The following is a 15,222-nucleotide window of genomic DNA, read 5'->3' as shown; positions in this document are numbered from 1 at the left end:
ACAAAGTGATCATTAGCGCAACTAACTTCTAATTGGATTGGTAATTGGCAAACCTAACCAATCGCTTAATTCATGAGCTAGCCATTCCAGTTCCGCTTCCGACTTAATAGCACCACCAATACCACCAAATTGATATTTTTTTACTCCTACCCAAATATCCAATTGTGCTGGAACGGCAATTCTAGTGCCTTCAGAGTCTTTAGTAAAATGTTTGGGAATGTAAACCAACTTAGTAATACTTTGTCTTGGTGATGCACGGGGACGATAAAATTTCCAAGCAAACAACTCCCAGGTTAAGGTAATTTGTTCTGGATTCAGGCGTAAGCACGTGCGTCCAAATAAATGAAAGAGAAATTTATACATCATCATAAAGCCAGCACCCCAAAAGGGAAGTGAGAATAAGGTAAAGGGGATGTTGACAGGAAAAGGTACCGAGAGGGCACCAATTGTCCAAAAGAGGATAAATGAATTCCAGACGATCGCAAATAAACCTGTGGATAATATTGATGGATGAAAACCATCTGGTGGAACGATAATTTCTAGAGAATCCCAATTTTTGGTTAATTGAATCTTACTCCCATCTGGTTTGCCAACAATTAAAGCAGGCGAGTTTGTCGGTTGTGGTTTCTCCAAGGCTGCGAGTGCAACAGCAGCAGAACTAAAACGCCGTTCTAAACTGGGTTCAATCATCCACTTTAGCCAATTGGTAAAGCTGGGACTCAGATTAGCCACTTGTTCAAATTGAATGCGAAAATCCTTTTGGGGTAAATCGGCTGGGTAAGTACCCGTCACTAAATAAATTAAGGTTGCGCCTAAACTATAAATGTCAGAAGCAGGAACGGTACGCCCACCAAATTGCTCCTGTGGCATATATCCATAAGTTCCCACCACAGTTTTTGTGCCGCTTTCTGTGGCTAGGACAGTTTGCACTGAACCAAAATCTACCAGGTAAACTTGACCAACACTATTGCCAGAACGTTCTCCCAATAAAATATTGCTAGGCTTAATATCACGGTGGATAACAGGCGGATACAGCCCATGTAGGTAAATGAGAATTTCTAAAACTGCCTTGGCTATTAGTTTGATTTCTGCTTCTGTAAAAGTCCGCCCAGTTTGTAAGTATTGCTCTAAAGTTTGTGCGGGGATATAAGTTTGTACTAGGGCAAATCCTTTGATGGTCGGTGAATTTACCTCAAAATAGTCTAAATAGCGAGGTATTAAGGGATGTGACAAACATTTTAAAGTTTCAGCTTCTCGCTCAAACAGCTTGAGTGAATCCCACTCAAAGTCACCACCCAAAGAGAGTAACTTGATGACAACTAATTCCTGAGTTTTCAAATCACGAGCTAACAACGTCCGCCGCCCTGCTTTTTTTCCTAATAGCTGCTGAACTTCGTAGCGATCGCCTAATATTTCGCCAATCATTATGGTTTCTGATAACGCTGCGGTTGAAAAGTTTTTATAGCTTATGGCTTTTCAGTTTGGCAAACCGATATCTTTAGTATAATTGCGTAGTTCTATGCCCTCCCAACTTTGGCCTTATATTACCCCTGGTATTCCCGATGATTTATTCGAGCACTTGCCAGGAATTCCCCTGAGCCAGCGAGAAGTCCGACTACTGTTAATTGCCCAACTACGACTAAAATCAGATTCTGTGTTGTGGGATATTGGCGCAGGGACAGGTACAATTCCGGTAGAGGTAGGGCTATTATGTCCAAAAGGACAGATTATCGCTATAGAAAGGGATGAAGAAGTAGCTAATCTAATCAAGCGTAACTGCGATCGCTTTGAGGTGAAAAACGTCGAAGTAATTGAAGGTAGCGCCCCAGAGTGTTTACATGATCTTAAGATTACTCCTCACCGCGTTTGTATCGAGGGAGGACGCCCCATTCAGGAAATTCTGCAAGCAGCTTGGCATTATTTGCCACCATCCGGTCGGGTTGTAGCCACAGCTGCTAATCTAGAAAGCTTGTATGCTATTTCCCAGAGCTTTTCCCTGTTAAGGGCTAGAAATATCGAAGTTGTTCAGTCTGCGGTTAACCGTTTAGAGACGCGCGGCTTTTCTCAAACCTTTACCGCCGTTGATCCCATTTTTATCCTCAGTGGTGAGAAACTAGACTAAATCAAAAAGATTTTAGATTTTAGATTTTAGATTTTAGATTGGGGATTTAGGTCATAGTTCATAACAAACCAAGCCACAATTACCAATCCCTAATCTCGAATACCTAATCTCTAATCCAAAATCCAAAATCCAAAATCCAAAATACTTTTATGCCTTGGTCTCGGATTATTAGTGGAATTGTTGCGATCGCTCTTGCTCTTTGTGTGACCCTTTTGGGGGGTTGGTACTTTACCATCATGTTTGCGGTTATCGTCTTTTTGGGTCAAGAGGAATATTTTAATTTGGTGCGAGCCAGAGGCATCGCTCCCGCCGCTAAAACCACTATGGCTGTCAGCCAAGTCTTGCTGGTGATTTGTACCCTTGATGGCAGTTTAGCTGACGCTGTAATGCCCTTAGCTGGTACACTTATTTGTTTTTACCTACTGTTTCAACCCAAATTTGCCACGATCGCTGATGTTTCCGCTTCAATTATGGGGCTATTTTACGTAGGTTATTTGCCGAGTTACTGGGTGCGGTTACGAGCAATTGATAGTGCTGCTTTTAGCAATCTTCCTTTCGGAGGTTACTGGCCCATAACCTGGACAGATTTCTGGGAAAAGGCAAATTCGGCGTCTTTACCACAAGGTTTTACAGCAACACTGCTGACTTTTTTGTGTATTTGGGCAGCCGATATCGGCGCTTACACTATTGGCAAATTCTTTGGAAAAACCCGTCTGTCTGAGATTAGCCCGAAAAAAACTGTAGAAGGTGCTGTTTTTGGCATTACTTCAAGTGTTGCTGTAGCCATAGCAGGAGCCTATTATCTCCACTTGCCCAGATCCCTTTTTACTGGTTTAGCATTGGGTTTGTTGATTGGCATTGCTAGTCTTTTAGGGGATCTTACCGAGTCTATGCTCAAGCGGGATGCTGGAGTCAAAGATTCTGGACAGTTAATCCCTGGTCACGGTGGTATTTTAGACCGTACCGATAGTTATATTTTCACAGCTCCTCTGGTTTACTATTTCGTAACATTACTTTTGCCGCTGATAACTGAATAGATGAGTTGGGCATTGGCCAAACAGGGCATGGTGCATTGGGCATGGGGAATAAGGGATGAGTCTTTAATACTCGTGAATGAGTCTTTGATACTCGTGAATGAGTCTTTGATACTCGTGAATGAGTCTTTGATACTCGTGAATGAGTTTTTGAACTCCACTCCTTTGCCCCCCTGGTTACTGAGCTTGTCCTGAGTGTAGCCGTAAAGCCTACGAGCTACGCTTAGGGCGCAGCCTCTGGTAGAGTTGGGCGCAGTCGTAAAGCCTACGGCATAGCTACGCTTAGGGCGCAGCCTCTCCAAGAGTTGTATCCTGGATTATCTCACTACATCTCTCAAAACCTTGTGCTTTTGAGCAGGGGAGCAGAGGAGAGTTATTGTACAAGTTCTTTCCCCTCTGCCCCTCTACCCCCCGTCCCGCGTCATGGGTTCCTGCCATAGACCTTTGCCCCTAGAGCCTTTCTGCACCTCTGCATTTCTTGTTTGTGAGAAATGCGGGGTATGCCCCCCTGCCCTTATTTCGAGAAGCATTGTATTATTTAAAGCAAGTAATTAATATTTTTAATTTTTAATCATCAAGGGTTAACGTTAATCCGCCCACGACACACTAGCTTGCCTGGGATCAGCATTAGTTCTTGGATATCAACATCTGAGCCAAGATCCAAATTGTACTCATGATTGCCCTCTAATATATTTTCTTGGTCGGGCTTGATTTGGATATTTGCCAGTCGCAACTCATGCCCATTGAGTAATTCTAAGCCCAGACAAATCTCTAGAGGTGTTGTTTGACTATTGGTTACTTTAATGCCTCGCAGTATAATTTGGTTGTTCTGAAGGAGAATTTCTTGCCAATTAATTGGTTGTGGCTCTGGGTAATGTGTTGGTGAAACCTTAACCAATAGATCACTCAAAGCAGTCGATAATAAGTTAGATGACAGAGAAGCATTGAGATCCTTCTCGTCTACGATCAAATCGCCAACCACTGGTACTGTTTCTAACAGTCGCAGTGGCTGTCCCTTGACTATTGAACCGATATTTATCCGAATATTTTCTGCGATTAATTGAATTTTTGTAATTAGGAGACCTTGATAAACAGCATGAGTAGCAAATATAGATACCAAGGGAATGCGTCCAGAGAGAATTTGGCGATCGCTCGCTTTAATCTCCACTTCTAATTCAGCTATTTGGCTGACTTGTGTTCTCAACCAGAGCTTTAGGGCTGTTGTGAGTACTTGCGTAATTATGCGGATTTTATTGGTATTTCTTGTTTGGGAATTTTGCTCTGGCATCTAACTAATCTATTTATGAGTATTTGCTTAACAACCGAACATAAATTAAATAAGTCTTAAATTTAACATTTATGCCTACTCACTACAAAATACAAATATCATTTAATTGTTAACAGTAAATAAGCAATTCCACATGGAGGCACGGTTACAAAAAATTCTCGCTCAATGGGGTATCGCCTCACGTCGTGAAGCCGAAGAAATGATTAGGCACTCACGGGTGCGAATTAATGGGGTAATAGCACATTTAGGTCAAAAAGTTGATCCCCAAAAAGATGCGATCGCGATCGATGGTAAGCCTATATCCGAAAAGCAGCGTCCGGCTTTAATATATCTATTGCTGCATAAACCGGCAGGCGTGGTTTCTACTTGCTACGACCCTCACGGCAGATCAACAGTCCTGGATCTACTATCTAAAGAATTACGAGAGGGTTCAGGTATTCATCCAGTTGGGCGTTTAGATGCAGACTCTACAGGAGCATTAATCCTGACAAACGACGGAAATCTGACATTTGGACTAACGCATCCACGCCACAGCATTTCCAAGACATATCATGTTTTGGTAAAAGGACATCCTCCAGAAGCGGTACTGCAAATGTGGTGTCAGGGTGTGATGTTGGAGGGTAGAAAAACCAGGGCCGCTAAGGTACACCTCATAGAACGTCGTGCCGAGCAAAGCTTTTTAGAAATCGTGTTGCAGGAGGGAAGAAATCGCCAAATTCGCCGGATAGCTCAACAGTTAGGATACCCAGTAATCAAGCTGCATCGGACTGCTATCGGCCCAATTCAATTACAAACTTTAAAAGAACCCTTTTTGTCAGAGGGGAAATATCGTTCCCTTAAAGACCAAGAGATTCAGTTTTTGCAACAACAGATAACGCAACCTAATTATTGATTCAGCGGAGTTAAGGAGTGTCAGCAGGCATGAAATGGCGAAAAAAGAAGAATAATCACCAGCCATCAATTTCATTAGAGCAAGAACGAGCCGAAAAGTTAGCAGAATTGGGCGCTCAACTTTGGGCATTGCGTCAAGAACAGGGTCTATCTCTAGAACAAGTAGTTGTATCGACCAGGATTTCTCGGCGATTATTGCAGGCGATTGAAGAAGGTAATTTAACCGAACTGCCAGAACCAATCTATATTCAGGGTTTGATTAGGCAATTTGCCGAGGCACTAGGTTTGAATGGAGTAGAATTTTCTGGCACTTTTCCGATCCGTTCTGCACAAGTGAACCCCCAAGTTAGGGTGAATACTTCACCTCTGAGTCAACTACGCCCGATTCATCTTTACTTTCTTTACATATTCCTAATTGTATGCTCTGTAAATGGCTTATCTCAGTTATTAAATAATGCTGTAATACAAGCAAGTAATAGTCAAAACCAGCCATCTCCAAAACAAAAATCTGTTGTTAAACCAGAAATAGCCCAACTAAAAGAGTCAGTGAAGGTTCAGCCTGTCAGCGATACCCTTAGCGGCGTCAAACAGGGACAGGCTGTACAGATTGGTGTCACTTTGAAAGCGTCATCCTGGATTCGCGTAGTAGCTGATGGCAAAACCAAGTTTGAGGGGATTCTGCCAGAGGGAACTCACCGGATTTGGAAAGCTCAGGAGCAACTGACAGTGAAAACTGATAATGCTGGTGGTGTTTTAATGAGCGTCAATCAAGAGAAAGCCAAGGAAATGGGAGAGCCTGGGAAAGAGGAAGAAGTTAGGATTGCTGCTGCCAAGCCTAAGTTTTGAAATATGGGGCATTGGTTATTCTTTCTTCCCCTGCTTCCCCTGCTCCCCCTGCTTCATTGTTCTTGCGGGGCGCGTCCATTGAGTTCGGTAAGAACTTTCAAGCGATCGCCTAATTCCTGTGTCAACGCTGCTGTTTGATAGCGCCACTCCCAGTTACCCTCAGGAATACTGGGAAAATTCATCCGCGCTTGGTTCCCTAATCCCAAAATATCTTGCAAGGGAATAATCGCTTGGTTGGCTATGGAACTCAAAGCTAGACGAATTAAATCCCAGTGGATGCCTTCAGGACTGATAGAACCTAAATAAAGCAACAACTTTTGCTTTTCCTCGTCGCTAGCTGTATCGAACCAGCCTAAAGTTGTGTCATTATCGTGAGTCCCGGTATAAACTACAGAATTGCGCGGATAATTGAATGGTAAAAATGGATTAGCGGCATCAGCACTAAAGGCAAATTGCAAAATTTTCATCCCTGGAAATTCATACTTGTCTCGCAGCGCTTCTACCCCTGGTGTAATTACTCCCAAATCTTCTGCTAAGACGGGTAGCTTGCCCAACTTTTGCCTAATCACTTCAAAAAAAGCATCTCCAGGCGCTTCCACCCATTTACCATTGATGGCAGTTTCTTCACCTTGAGGCACAGCCCAATAAGCCTCGAAGCCCCGGAAGTGGTCAATGCGAATTATATCTACATAATCCAGCATTGCCTCAAAGCGCTGTACCCACCACTTAAAGTCTTGTTTTTGCAATTCCTCCCAGTTGTAAACTGGGTTGCCCCACAATTGACCGGTGGCGCTAAAGTAATCTGGTGGGACTCCTGCCATTTGGGCGGCAGCTCCTGTCTGTTCGTCTAGACAAAAGATGTTGGGATGCGCCCACACATCAGCGCTATCATGAGCTACGTAGATGGGGATATCGCCGATAATGTCAATACCGCGCATGTTGGCGTAGCTTTTAAGCTCTGACCACTGGCGGAAAAACTCAAATTGGACAAACTTGTAATAAGAAATCTCTCCATTGAGCCGCTCTTGTACTTGCTCCATTGCTTGTGGATCACGCTTGACAAGTTCTGACGGCCATGTGTGCCAGTTTGCATTCTCGTTGGCATCTTTCAACGCCATAAATAAGGCGTAATTATCTAGCCAATAGGCTTTGCTGTCGCAAAAACCTTCAAACTCTTTTTGTTTGATGGGTGTGGCATTGGCTCTAAAATGTTCATAGGCTTTTTTGAGTAGCCCAATTTTAACCGCCACAACCTGCTCGAAATCTACCTTTTCTTCTGGAAAACCTGGTAAATTAGCAAAGTCTTCTTCTGTTAGCAAACCCTCATCTTGCAGTTTTTCTGGGCTAATCAGCAGGGGATTTCCCGCCATTGCCGAGTAGCACATATACGGAGAATTACCGTATGCAGTGGGGCCTAAAGGTAAAACTTGCCAATATTGTTGATGGCTTTCTTTGAGAAAATCGATGAAGCGATAGGCTTCTAAACCTAAATCGCCAATGCCAAATCGACTGGGAAAAGATGTGGGATGCAGCAAAATGCCACTTGATCTAGGAAAAGGCATATTTAACCTGAATTATAAGAGGAAGCGATTGTCTGAACGACACGCTAGGCGATCGCATCGAATCTATCACAGAACAGCATTTGTAGGGTAAATCAAGTAAACTCATTTTGTTTGTCATTGGTCATTTGTCCTTGACTAATGACTAATGACTAATGACCAATGACTAATGACCAATGACTAATGACTATGACTTACCGAAATCCTACACCGACAGTTGATATCATCATTGAACTAGTAGATCGACCTCATCGGCCAATAGTGTTAATTGAAAGACATAATCTACCCTTAGGTTGGGCTATTCCTGGTGGTTTTGTGGATTATGGGGAAGCCGTGGAAGTGGCGGCCCGGCGGGAAGCTGAGGAAGAAACGGGTTTGCAGGTGGAGTTAGTTGAACAATTACTGGTGTATTCTAACCCCGATCGCGATCCGCGTCAGCATACGATTAGCATTGTGTTTTTGGCGACAGCGACGGGGGAACCGGTGGCTGGGGATGATGCTAAGGGTATAAGCATTTTTGAGTCTTGGCGTGTGCCTGGTAATTTATGTTTTGATCACGATCGCATTTTGCGGGATTATTGGCGATATCGGCATTATGGGATACGTCCGAGGTTGGGGTAGGAGGGACGAACCGCAGAGGCGCAGAGAGCGCAGAAAGAAGAGGGGAGAATAATATCTGGAATTCTCTACCATACAGTTTGGGTAAATGTTCTGTAGGAATCCGTTGGTGTTGGGAGGATGTCAAAGCCAAGATTCTAAAGCTAAGGCTTGCACCTGTTGTATCCTTTGAAAATCGCTGTCCCCTGAGACAATGGTGAGGTTATAGTGCAGAGCAGTTGATGCTATCCACAAGTCGTTATCGCTAAAACCCAAGTCTTGAACTGTAAACTTTCTACGCTTTGCTTTGTCTTTGGGACCAAAATGTTCGACAATTTCTCCTTTGAGGCTACCGTAAACATCGGCAACTCCTCCACTAATGGGATAAAGATCAATGGTTTGCAGAAAAGTTCTGACAAAGGGAAGATTTGCTTCTTGTTGAAAAGACTTTTGCACCATGTAAAGGAGTTCACCTTGCACAATAACGCTAGTTGCAACCCCTAAACCGATGTGTTCTTGTAACCGACGAATGACGTTTGTTTCTCCGAAAATGATCCTGCTACAATGGTTGGTATCTAGGAGGTACATTACTAAAATTCAGCCGGGGAACGGGTTTGGTAAACAAGCTGCAAGCACTCCTCAAAATCATCCCCTTGCCAGGTTCCGGCCAATTTTAGTAAGTCTTCTGCTTTAGAGCCTTTAATAATTGGTGTTGCTTCCTGTATTTCCGGTTTCGTTTTTTGATTGGAAGCATCATTATTTTTTTCTGTTGACAGGTCAAGAGAGATTTCCTTGGTTGTTGGTTTTGTCTTGAGAAAACGCAAAAAATCTAGTGTTTGGGCTAGTAGAACATCTGAGGATGATTCGATTTCTTGGAGGAGTAGTTCTTTAATATTCATTCTGGTTTATTCATAAATGATGTTTTGCAGTCTGTCGTAACAGTATTATACGAGTGCGATCGAGATGCTGACCTGACGGGATTATGGGATACGTCCGAGGTTAGGTAGGAGGAACGAACCGCGAAGGACGCAAAGGGCGCAAAGGAAGAAAAGAGAGGAATATCTATGACACAAAGTTTTTGTGATTATACTGTGTCAGTGGTATTTAAAGGTGCATTATGGACGCTGAGGAACTTTTAGAGAAATACGCAGCAGGACAACGGAAATTTCATTCAGCAAATCTTCAAGGAGTAGACCTCACAAGCAAAGATTTGAGTGAGATAGATTTATACAAAGGAAATTTAAATGGAGCAGACTTGAGTGAAGTAACTCTGACCAAAGCTAATCTTTGGGAAGCAAGCCTCTCTAGAACATCCCTAAGATGTACAAATTTGATGAGGGTGCAAGGTGGGTCAATTAATTTAAGTTGGGCAGACCTTAGCGGTTCAGACTTAAGTTATGCAAACTTGAAAGCTGCAAATCTGACTAAAGCAGATTTGACTAGAGCAAACTTTACTCAGGCAGAGCTAACTGGAGCAAATTTTCAAGGTGCAAATCTCCATAAAGCTATACTGCGGGGAGTTAGTTTGGAGAAATGTAATTTCTCAGGAATGAATTTAGCTGAGGCTGATTTAGTTGGGATATACCTGGGACAAGCAAATCTCACAAACACCTGTCTAAAAGAAGCAAATCTAGAAAGAGCCTGTCTTTCAGATGCAAATTTGATAATGGCAAATTTTAATGGTGCAAATCTGAAGAAGGCAAATTTAACTGGCGCAAATATCTATGGAGCAACCTTTAAAGATGCAGACCTGACTGGTGCGATAATGCCAGATGGAGAAGTTTACAAGCCGATCGCAGCTGAAGCAGAAATCGGTAAACAGCAAACATCGTTAGAGAAAGTAATATCTATGACTCGTAAAGTAATTCGTACTGATAACGCACCCGCACCAGTCGGCCCTTATAATCAAGCGATCGCAGCTTCTGGTCAATTTGTATTCATCGCTGGACAAATTGCCATCGATCCCCGCCTTGGTGATGTCGTCTACACTGATGATGTCAAAAAGCAAGCTGAGCAAGTTTTAGCTAACCTGGAAGCTATCCTCACAGCATCTGGTGCGACTTTTCAAGATGTGGTGAAAACCACTGTATTTCTAGCTGATATGAATGATTTTGCGGCGGTGAATGCTGTTTATGCTAAATATTTCCCGGAAAATACAGCCCCGGCGCGGGCTTGTGTGCAGGTATCGCGCTTACCTAAAGATGTGTTGGTAGAAATTGATGCGATCGCTGTGATTAGTGGTTAGAAAAAATAGAATCATTGCTAAAGCTGATTTCAGAGAGATAAATCATGAACATTAAACTCAAACCTGAACATGAGCAATTTATCCAAGCCCAAATTGCTAGTGGTAAATTTACGAATGCAGATGAAGTACTTGATGTAGCATTTCAACTGCTAGAAAAATTAAATTCTGAGTATGTCCAATGGGTGGAAGAAACCCGGCAAAAAGTTGATGTCGCAATTGCTGAAATTGAACGGGGGGAAGTTTTAGATGGCGAAACTGTAGTCATGCAGATATTAGAAAAGTTTCAAAAGGCGCGTGAGGCTTAGTAATGAGTCGCTATGTCATTTCACTATCTGCAAGTCGCGACTTAAATGAAATTTCTGATTACTTTTTAAGCCAAAACCTGGAAGCAGGAGAAAAACTATTTAGAGAGTTTAACAATAAATGTCAAAATTTAGCGGTGTTTCCAAATATGGGACGCAGCTATGCTCATATTAAACCTTCATTACGTGGCTTACCCCTAGATGGATATGTAATTCTGTACCAAGTGATTGATGATGGGGTTAAAATTTTGCGCGTTGTCAGTGGTCGTCAAGATTTAGAATCTTTATTTGCAGAGTCGGATGAAGAGTAAAGCCATAAATTTTGTTAACTGAGATAAAAAAATATAAACACGTTCTTTGGCTTGCCGGAAAGTGTAGATAAAACTCTGTTAATTATCTCTCAACAAACGCGTTCACGAAGTGACTCTGAAAGAGTATCGCCTCTATAACTTTGGGAATACTAAAACTAAGTATCCTAAAGGAGTATTAAAAATGCCCGAAAATCGCATCAGTGCTAGCCTAGCCCCAGCAGACAAAGAAGCAGTCATGGAGGCGATCGCGACAATTAAAGAAAAGTTACCATTTTTGATTGATTTGACCCCTGAAGATCGGCGAACGATGCTGAAGATGGGAGATAAAAGTCGGGCTTTTGTGAGCAAAGCTTTAGAAGTGGCGACACAGAACCCTAACTTTTTACCTCGTTCTTTTGACTTGGAAGAAATGCGCCGGGATTTAGGGATATTTGAGGACTTGTATCCGGTGCTTTTGTCTTTAACGCAACTGCAAGAACTGGTAGATGATACCTGTATAGCGGCTGCTAGCGAAGCGTATGCCGCAGCATTAGCAATTTATAGCTATGCCAAAGCTAGCGGTGATGTCTCAGGTTTAGATGCAGTCATTGATGAGATGGGACGCAGGTTTTATCGCCGTTCTAAGAAAAAGAAACCCGAAGCCGCAGCTAGCTAAAGGATAAAATAGGCGATGCCTGCGGCGGCCTGCACCTACGCAGCAGTTATCAATTTGGTAAAATACACGTTCTTTGTAGGGGCATAACAATGTTATGCCCCTTTCGCGTTTTGAATCTAAAGATTCTTGAAACCCGCGCAGGCGGGTTTTGTCTGTATAGCCGCGACTTCTAGTCGCCAGGGCATTTTTCAGCCTCAGAAGGTCAACATTGAGCCTCAGAAGGTCAACATTGAGCCTCAAAAGGTCAACATTGAGCCTCAAAAGGTCAACATTGAGCCTCAAAAGGTCAACATCGAGCCTCAAAAGGTCAACGTCGAGCCTCAAAAGGTCAACGTCGAGCCTCAGAAGGTCAACATTGAGCCTCAGAAGGTCAACATTGAGCTTCAGAAGGTCAATATATAATAAATTACCTAAAAAAAAATTAATAAATTCTGAAATATAGAGTGTGTATTTAGTAGTTATTCTGTAAGCATTAGCATTTTAAAATTGAATTTTGTAATGAACCCATATAACAAGCCCAGGAATCTACAAGATATTATTAAGCAACGTCAGCAATTGGGTTTTGTGGGTCGTGAAGACCAAACCAATCAATTTCGCCAAAATCTGGCATTGCATGTAGAAGACGATCGCCGTCATTTTTTGTATAACATTTGGGGTGAAGACGGGGTTGGTAAAAGCACACTTGTACGACAGTTTCGCAAAATTGCTGAAGAAGCAAAAAATATTACGGCTTATATAGATGAAGCTGAAAAAACTGTACCAGAAGTTATGGGTCGTTTAGCTGAAGAGTTGGAACGGCAAGGTCAGAAATTGCCGCAGTTTACAGAACGCTACAAAGTTTACCGTCAAAAGCGCCAAGAATTAGAAACTGATCCAGAAGCCCCTCAAGGTTTATCGGCTTTTGTAGGCAAAACTGTAGTTAAAACTGGTGTGCGTTTGGCGCGTCGAGTTCCCGTTGGCGGTGCTGTCTTTGACTTTGTAGATGAGGATACTTTCGCTACCCAAGCCGGAGAATGGGCATCTTATGTTGCAAAGAAAATAACAAATAAAGATGAGGTGCGCTTAGTTCAAGAACCTGTAGAAATCCTAACCCCGCTATTTTTGCAAGATATTTTTAAAATTGCCGATAAAACTGCTGTTGTTTTGTTTTTTGATACCTATGAACGCACTGGGGAATTCCTAGATAACTGGCTACGAGAAATTTTGGAGGGTCGCCACGGTGAAGTGTCTCTCAATATATTGATCACCATCGCCGGTCGCCAGGAATTAGATAAAAATCATTGGGTACCTTACGAGGGATTAATTGTTCGTTTCCCTCTGGAAGCCTTTACAGAAGAAGAAGCCCAACAATATCTAACTCGCAAAGGCATTACAGACAATCGCATTATTGAAGTGATTTTGCGCCTTTCTGAAAATTTGCCGTTGCTGATGGGAATGCTAGCAGATGCTTATCCCAATGACCCTAACCAAGTAGTTGAGTCTAGCAGCAGTGCTGTAGAACGCTTTTTAAAATGGCTTGATGACCCCAAGCGGCGACAAGTTGCTCTCGATGCTGCCATTCCTCGGTGCTTGAATCGAGATGTTATAGCCAAATTAAGAGGAGAACAAGAAGCCGACGAGCTATTTACTTGGCTGAAAGAAACATCCTTTGTCAATGAACGCTCTGATGGCTGGGCTTATCATGATGTCGTCAAAACCCAAATGTTACGCCACAAGCGCCTTTCATCGCCGCAAGGTTGGGCTGAGATACATGGTAAGTTAGCAGACTATTATGACAGCCTGCGGAACGATCTGCAATTGGACGAAGAGAATAAACAGCGCGATCCTAGCTGGCAAAGTCACACATTAAACGTGTTGTACCACAACTTATGTCAGTCACCGCAAAAGAATTTATCTGTATCTCTCAATGAATTTCTTGCTGCACTCAAAAATAAACGCAAATTTGCCCAACAATATGCAGAAACGATGCTTCAGGCTGGTAAAGATGCGGATTCCTCTGAAGTTCAGCGTTGGGGTGAGCAACTAGCTAGTGGGTTAAAAGCTTATGAGGAGAACCTTTATCAACTTACATTAGAAATGTTTACCGCAGTCCTACAAAATTCTAGGATTGAAGTTAAATGGCAACCAATTGCTCTAGGTTGGCGCGGTCAAACTTACCGCTTAATGAAGCGTTACCCAGAAGCCTTACAAGATATTGACCGCGCCATTGAACTTAACCCCAAACTTGACTGGGTGATCGCACGTCGCGGTGAAACTTATCACTCAATGAAGCGTTACCCAGAAGCCCTACAAGACTTTGACCGCGCAATTGAACTTAACCCCAAATATGACTGGGCGATCACAAGTCGCGGTGAAACTTATCGCTCAATGGAGCGTTACCCAGAAGCCCTAGAAGATTTTGACCGCGCCATTGAACTTAACCCCAAATATAAGTGGGCGATCGCAAATCGCGCTGAAACTTATCGCTTAATGGAGCGTTACCCAGAAGCTTTACAAGATTTTGACCGCGCGATTGAACTTAACCCCAAACTTGACTGGGCGATCGCACATCGCGGTGAAACTTATCGCTTAATGAAGCGTTACCCAGAAGCCCTACAAGATTTTGACCGCGCGATTGAACTTAACCCCAAACTTAACTGGGCGATCGCCCGTCGCGGTCAAACTTACCTGATGCTTAAGCTATATAATGAGGCTCTCGCAGATTTCAACCGCGCTATTAACTTAGATTCTGACTGTAATTGGAGATTGTATAATCGTGCTTTAGCCTACCAAGCCCTTAACCAACCAGATAAAGCATGGGCTGACCTATCACTTGCCATCAAGCTTGCCAAACAGCATTACGAAAAAGATGCTAAAGACTGGTCTAATGCCTTTAATTTAGCCCTTTACTATTTAGCTGCTCAATATCATCAACCAGCAGAGCGGTTATATCTCCATATTTTATCTCAAGGTGCTTCCTCAGAGCGTACCCATGCAGCTATCCAAGACCTAAATGACTTTTTAACCGTGTTCCCTGACCATGTGCAGGCTATATCCATACGACAGTTGTTGCAGTCTTCTCTGACTTAGGTGATGGAATTTCCAACCTAGCCACCAGAAAACCCACAAGTCCCAACAACTACCTGGGAATCAATTCCCTCTCTTATACCTAAAATCTTCTAAACAACACTGGAAAAGAGTTTCAGTCCACTTGAGTGGACTTGCGCTATCAGCCTGAGATTTCAATCTCTGGCGGACGCATGGGTAAGCGCAAGAACCGCTAAGTCGCCAGGGCATTTTGAGCCTTTTAGCCTGACGATTGAGCCTTTTAACCTGAACGTTGAGGCTTTGAGCCTGAGAGTTGAGCCTTTTAGCCTGACGATTGAGCCTTTT

General features: G+C 43.0%; 16 protein-coding genes. 11 read left to right on the top strand and 5 right to left on the bottom strand.

The genetic code is table 11. The features are described 5' to 3' along the window. Positions 1–21: 21 nt before the first annotated feature. Complete coding sequence (locus tag V7K46_RS05600; protein ID WP_335111623.1) at positions 22–1,425, bottom strand: serine/threonine protein kinase; 1,404 nt, start codon at positions 1,423–1,425, stop codon at positions 22–24. Between the two features lie 94 nt (positions 1,426–1,519). On the opposite strand from V7K46_RS05600, the gene cbiT reads away from it, so the two are divergent. Together cbiT and V7K46_RS05590 are read left to right on the top strand one after the other, a co-directional pair. After that, positions 1,520–2,122 (top strand): precorrin-6Y C5,15-methyltransferase subunit CbiT, encoded by a 603-nt coding sequence (gene cbiT / locus V7K46_RS05595; protein ID WP_334873296.1) that lies wholly within the window; start codon positions 1,520–1,522, stop codon positions 2,120–2,122. Positions 2,123–2,271: 149 nt separating this feature from the next. Next, a complete protein-coding gene (locus V7K46_RS05590; RefSeq protein ID WP_273766656.1) occupies positions 2,272–3,159 on the top strand; it encodes a phosphatidate cytidylyltransferase in 888 nt (295 codons plus the stop codon). A 571-nt stretch (positions 3,160–3,730) separates the two neighbouring features. Here V7K46_RS05590 and V7K46_RS05585 read toward each other — a convergent pair. Next, positions 3,731–4,444, bottom strand: coding sequence for an LmeA family phospholipid-binding protein (locus tag V7K46_RS05585; RefSeq protein ID WP_335111622.1), 714 nt, complete (start codon positions 4,442–4,444; stop codon positions 3,731–3,733). Between the two features lie 133 nt (positions 4,445–4,577). Here V7K46_RS05585 and V7K46_RS05580 point away from each other — a divergent pair, with 133 nt between their 5' ends. Further along, positions 4,578–5,336: a pseudouridine synthase gene (locus tag V7K46_RS05580; protein ID WP_335111621.1), complete on the top strand. Its 759-nt coding sequence runs from the start codon at positions 4,578–4,580 to the stop codon at positions 5,334–5,336. A 29-nt stretch (positions 5,337–5,365) separates the two neighbouring features. Further along, the gene (locus V7K46_RS05575; protein ID WP_335111620.1) at positions 5,366–6,181 is read left to right on the top strand and encodes a helix-turn-helix domain-containing protein; all 816 of its coding nucleotides are present in this window, start codon (positions 5,366–5,368) and stop codon (positions 6,179–6,181) included. 53 nt (positions 6,182–6,234) lie between these two features. Here the strand turns inward: V7K46_RS05575 and malQ are convergent, their stop codons facing one another. Beyond that, positions 6,235–7,743: a 4-alpha-glucanotransferase gene (malQ, locus tag V7K46_RS05570; protein WP_335111619.1), complete on the bottom strand. Its 1,509-nt coding sequence runs from the start codon at positions 7,741–7,743 to the stop codon at positions 6,235–6,237. A gap of 186 nt (positions 7,744–7,929) precedes the next feature. Between malQ and V7K46_RS05565 the strand changes: the two genes are divergently transcribed. Further along, positions 7,930–8,361 carry an NUDIX hydrolase gene (locus tag V7K46_RS05565; RefSeq protein WP_335111618.1) on the top strand — a complete coding sequence of 144 codons (432 nt, stop codon included), beginning with the start codon at positions 7,930–7,932 and terminating at the stop codon, positions 8,359–8,361. Between the two features lie 120 nt (positions 8,362–8,481). Here V7K46_RS05565 and V7K46_RS05560 read toward each other — a convergent pair whose 3' ends face one another. After that, positions 8,482–8,925, bottom strand: a complete 444-nt coding sequence (locus V7K46_RS05560; protein ID WP_335111617.1) for a type II toxin-antitoxin system VapC family toxin — start codon at positions 8,923–8,925, stop codon at positions 8,482–8,484. Between the two features lie 2 nt (positions 8,926–8,927). Beyond that, positions 8,928–9,236, bottom strand: coding sequence for a hypothetical protein (locus V7K46_RS05555; protein WP_335111616.1), 309 nt, complete (start codon positions 9,234–9,236; stop codon positions 8,928–8,930). A gap of 218 nt (positions 9,237–9,454) precedes the next feature. Between V7K46_RS05555 and V7K46_RS05550 the strand changes: the two genes are divergently transcribed. The 6 genes from V7K46_RS05550 (at position 9,455) to V7K46_RS05525 (ending at position 14,919) form a co-directional block, all read left to right on the top strand. Further along, positions 9,455–10,582: a Rid family detoxifying hydrolase gene (locus tag V7K46_RS05550; RefSeq protein WP_335111615.1), complete on the top strand. Its 1,128-nt coding sequence runs from the start codon at positions 9,455–9,457 to the stop codon at positions 10,580–10,582. Positions 10,583–10,626: 44 nt separating this feature from the next. Continuing rightward, positions 10,627–10,887: a ribbon-helix-helix domain-containing protein gene (locus V7K46_RS05545; RefSeq protein ID WP_335111614.1), complete on the top strand. Its 261-nt coding sequence runs from the start codon at positions 10,627–10,629 to the stop codon at positions 10,885–10,887. A 2-nt stretch (positions 10,888–10,889) separates the two neighbouring features. Then, positions 10,890–11,195, top strand: coding sequence for a type II toxin-antitoxin system RelE/ParE family toxin (locus V7K46_RS05540; protein ID WP_335111613.1), 306 nt, complete (start codon positions 10,890–10,892; stop codon positions 11,193–11,195). A gap of 181 nt (positions 11,196–11,376) precedes the next feature. After that, positions 11,377–11,850: a hypothetical protein gene (locus V7K46_RS05535; protein ID WP_335111612.1), complete on the top strand. Its 474-nt coding sequence runs from the start codon at positions 11,377–11,379 to the stop codon at positions 11,848–11,850. 126 nt (positions 11,851–11,976) lie between these two features. Beyond that, positions 11,977–12,252 (top strand): hypothetical protein, encoded by a 276-nt coding sequence (locus tag V7K46_RS05530; protein WP_335111611.1) that lies wholly within the window; start codon positions 11,977–11,979, stop codon positions 12,250–12,252. Between the two features lie 96 nt (positions 12,253–12,348). Next, positions 12,349–14,919 (top strand): tetratricopeptide repeat protein, encoded by a 2,571-nt coding sequence (locus tag V7K46_RS05525; RefSeq protein ID WP_335111610.1) that lies wholly within the window; start codon positions 12,349–12,351, stop codon positions 14,917–14,919. Positions 14,920–15,222: the final 303 nt, after the last annotated feature.

Origin of the sequence: Nostoc sp., assembly GCF_036917395.1 — a bacterium.
Taxonomy (GTDB): Bacteria; Cyanobacteriota; Cyanobacteriia; order Cyanobacteriales; family Nostocaceae; genus Nostoc.
This window is presented reverse-complemented; position numbering and strand designations above follow the sequence as displayed.

Excerpts from the sequence above, each read along its gene's own strand:
- V7K46_RS05600 (WP_335111623.1), bottom strand. The coding sequence starts at position 1,425 with ATGATTGGCGAAATATTAGGCGATCGCTACGAAGTTCAGCAGCTATTA.
- cbiT (WP_334873296.1), top strand. The coding sequence starts at position 1,520 with ATGCCCTCCCAACTTTGGCCTTATATTACCCCTGGTATTCCCGATGAT.
- V7K46_RS05590 (WP_273766656.1), top strand. The coding sequence starts at position 2,272 with ATGCCTTGGTCTCGGATTATTAGTGGAATTGTTGCGATCGCTCTTGCT.
- V7K46_RS05585 (WP_335111622.1), bottom strand. The coding sequence starts at position 4,444 with ATGCCAGAGCAAAATTCCCAAACAAGAAATACCAATAAAATCCGCATA.
- V7K46_RS05580 (WP_335111621.1), top strand. The coding sequence starts at position 4,578 with ATGGAGGCACGGTTACAAAAAATTCTCGCTCAATGGGGTATCGCCTCA.
- V7K46_RS05575 (WP_335111620.1), top strand. The coding sequence starts at position 5,366 with ATGAAATGGCGAAAAAAGAAGAATAATCACCAGCCATCAATTTCATTA.
- malQ (WP_335111619.1), bottom strand. The coding sequence starts at position 7,743 with ATGCCTTTTCCTAGATCAAGTGGCATTTTGCTGCATCCCACATCTTTT.
- V7K46_RS05565 (WP_335111618.1), top strand. The coding sequence starts at position 7,930 with ATGACTTACCGAAATCCTACACCGACAGTTGATATCATCATTGAACTA.
- V7K46_RS05560 (WP_335111617.1), bottom strand. The coding sequence starts at position 8,925 with ATGTACCTCCTAGATACCAACCATTGTAGCAGGATCATTTTCGGAGAA.
- V7K46_RS05555 (WP_335111616.1), bottom strand. The coding sequence starts at position 9,236 with ATGAATATTAAAGAACTACTCCTCCAAGAAATCGAATCATCCTCAGAT.
- V7K46_RS05550 (WP_335111615.1), top strand. The coding sequence starts at position 9,455 with ATGGACGCTGAGGAACTTTTAGAGAAATACGCAGCAGGACAACGGAAA.
- V7K46_RS05545 (WP_335111614.1), top strand. The coding sequence starts at position 10,627 with ATGAACATTAAACTCAAACCTGAACATGAGCAATTTATCCAAGCCCAA.
- V7K46_RS05540 (WP_335111613.1), top strand. The coding sequence starts at position 10,890 with ATGAGTCGCTATGTCATTTCACTATCTGCAAGTCGCGACTTAAATGAA.
- V7K46_RS05535 (WP_335111612.1), top strand. The coding sequence starts at position 11,377 with ATGCCCGAAAATCGCATCAGTGCTAGCCTAGCCCCAGCAGACAAAGAA.
- V7K46_RS05525 (WP_335111610.1), top strand. The coding sequence starts at position 12,349 with ATGAACCCATATAACAAGCCCAGGAATCTACAAGATATTATTAAGCAA.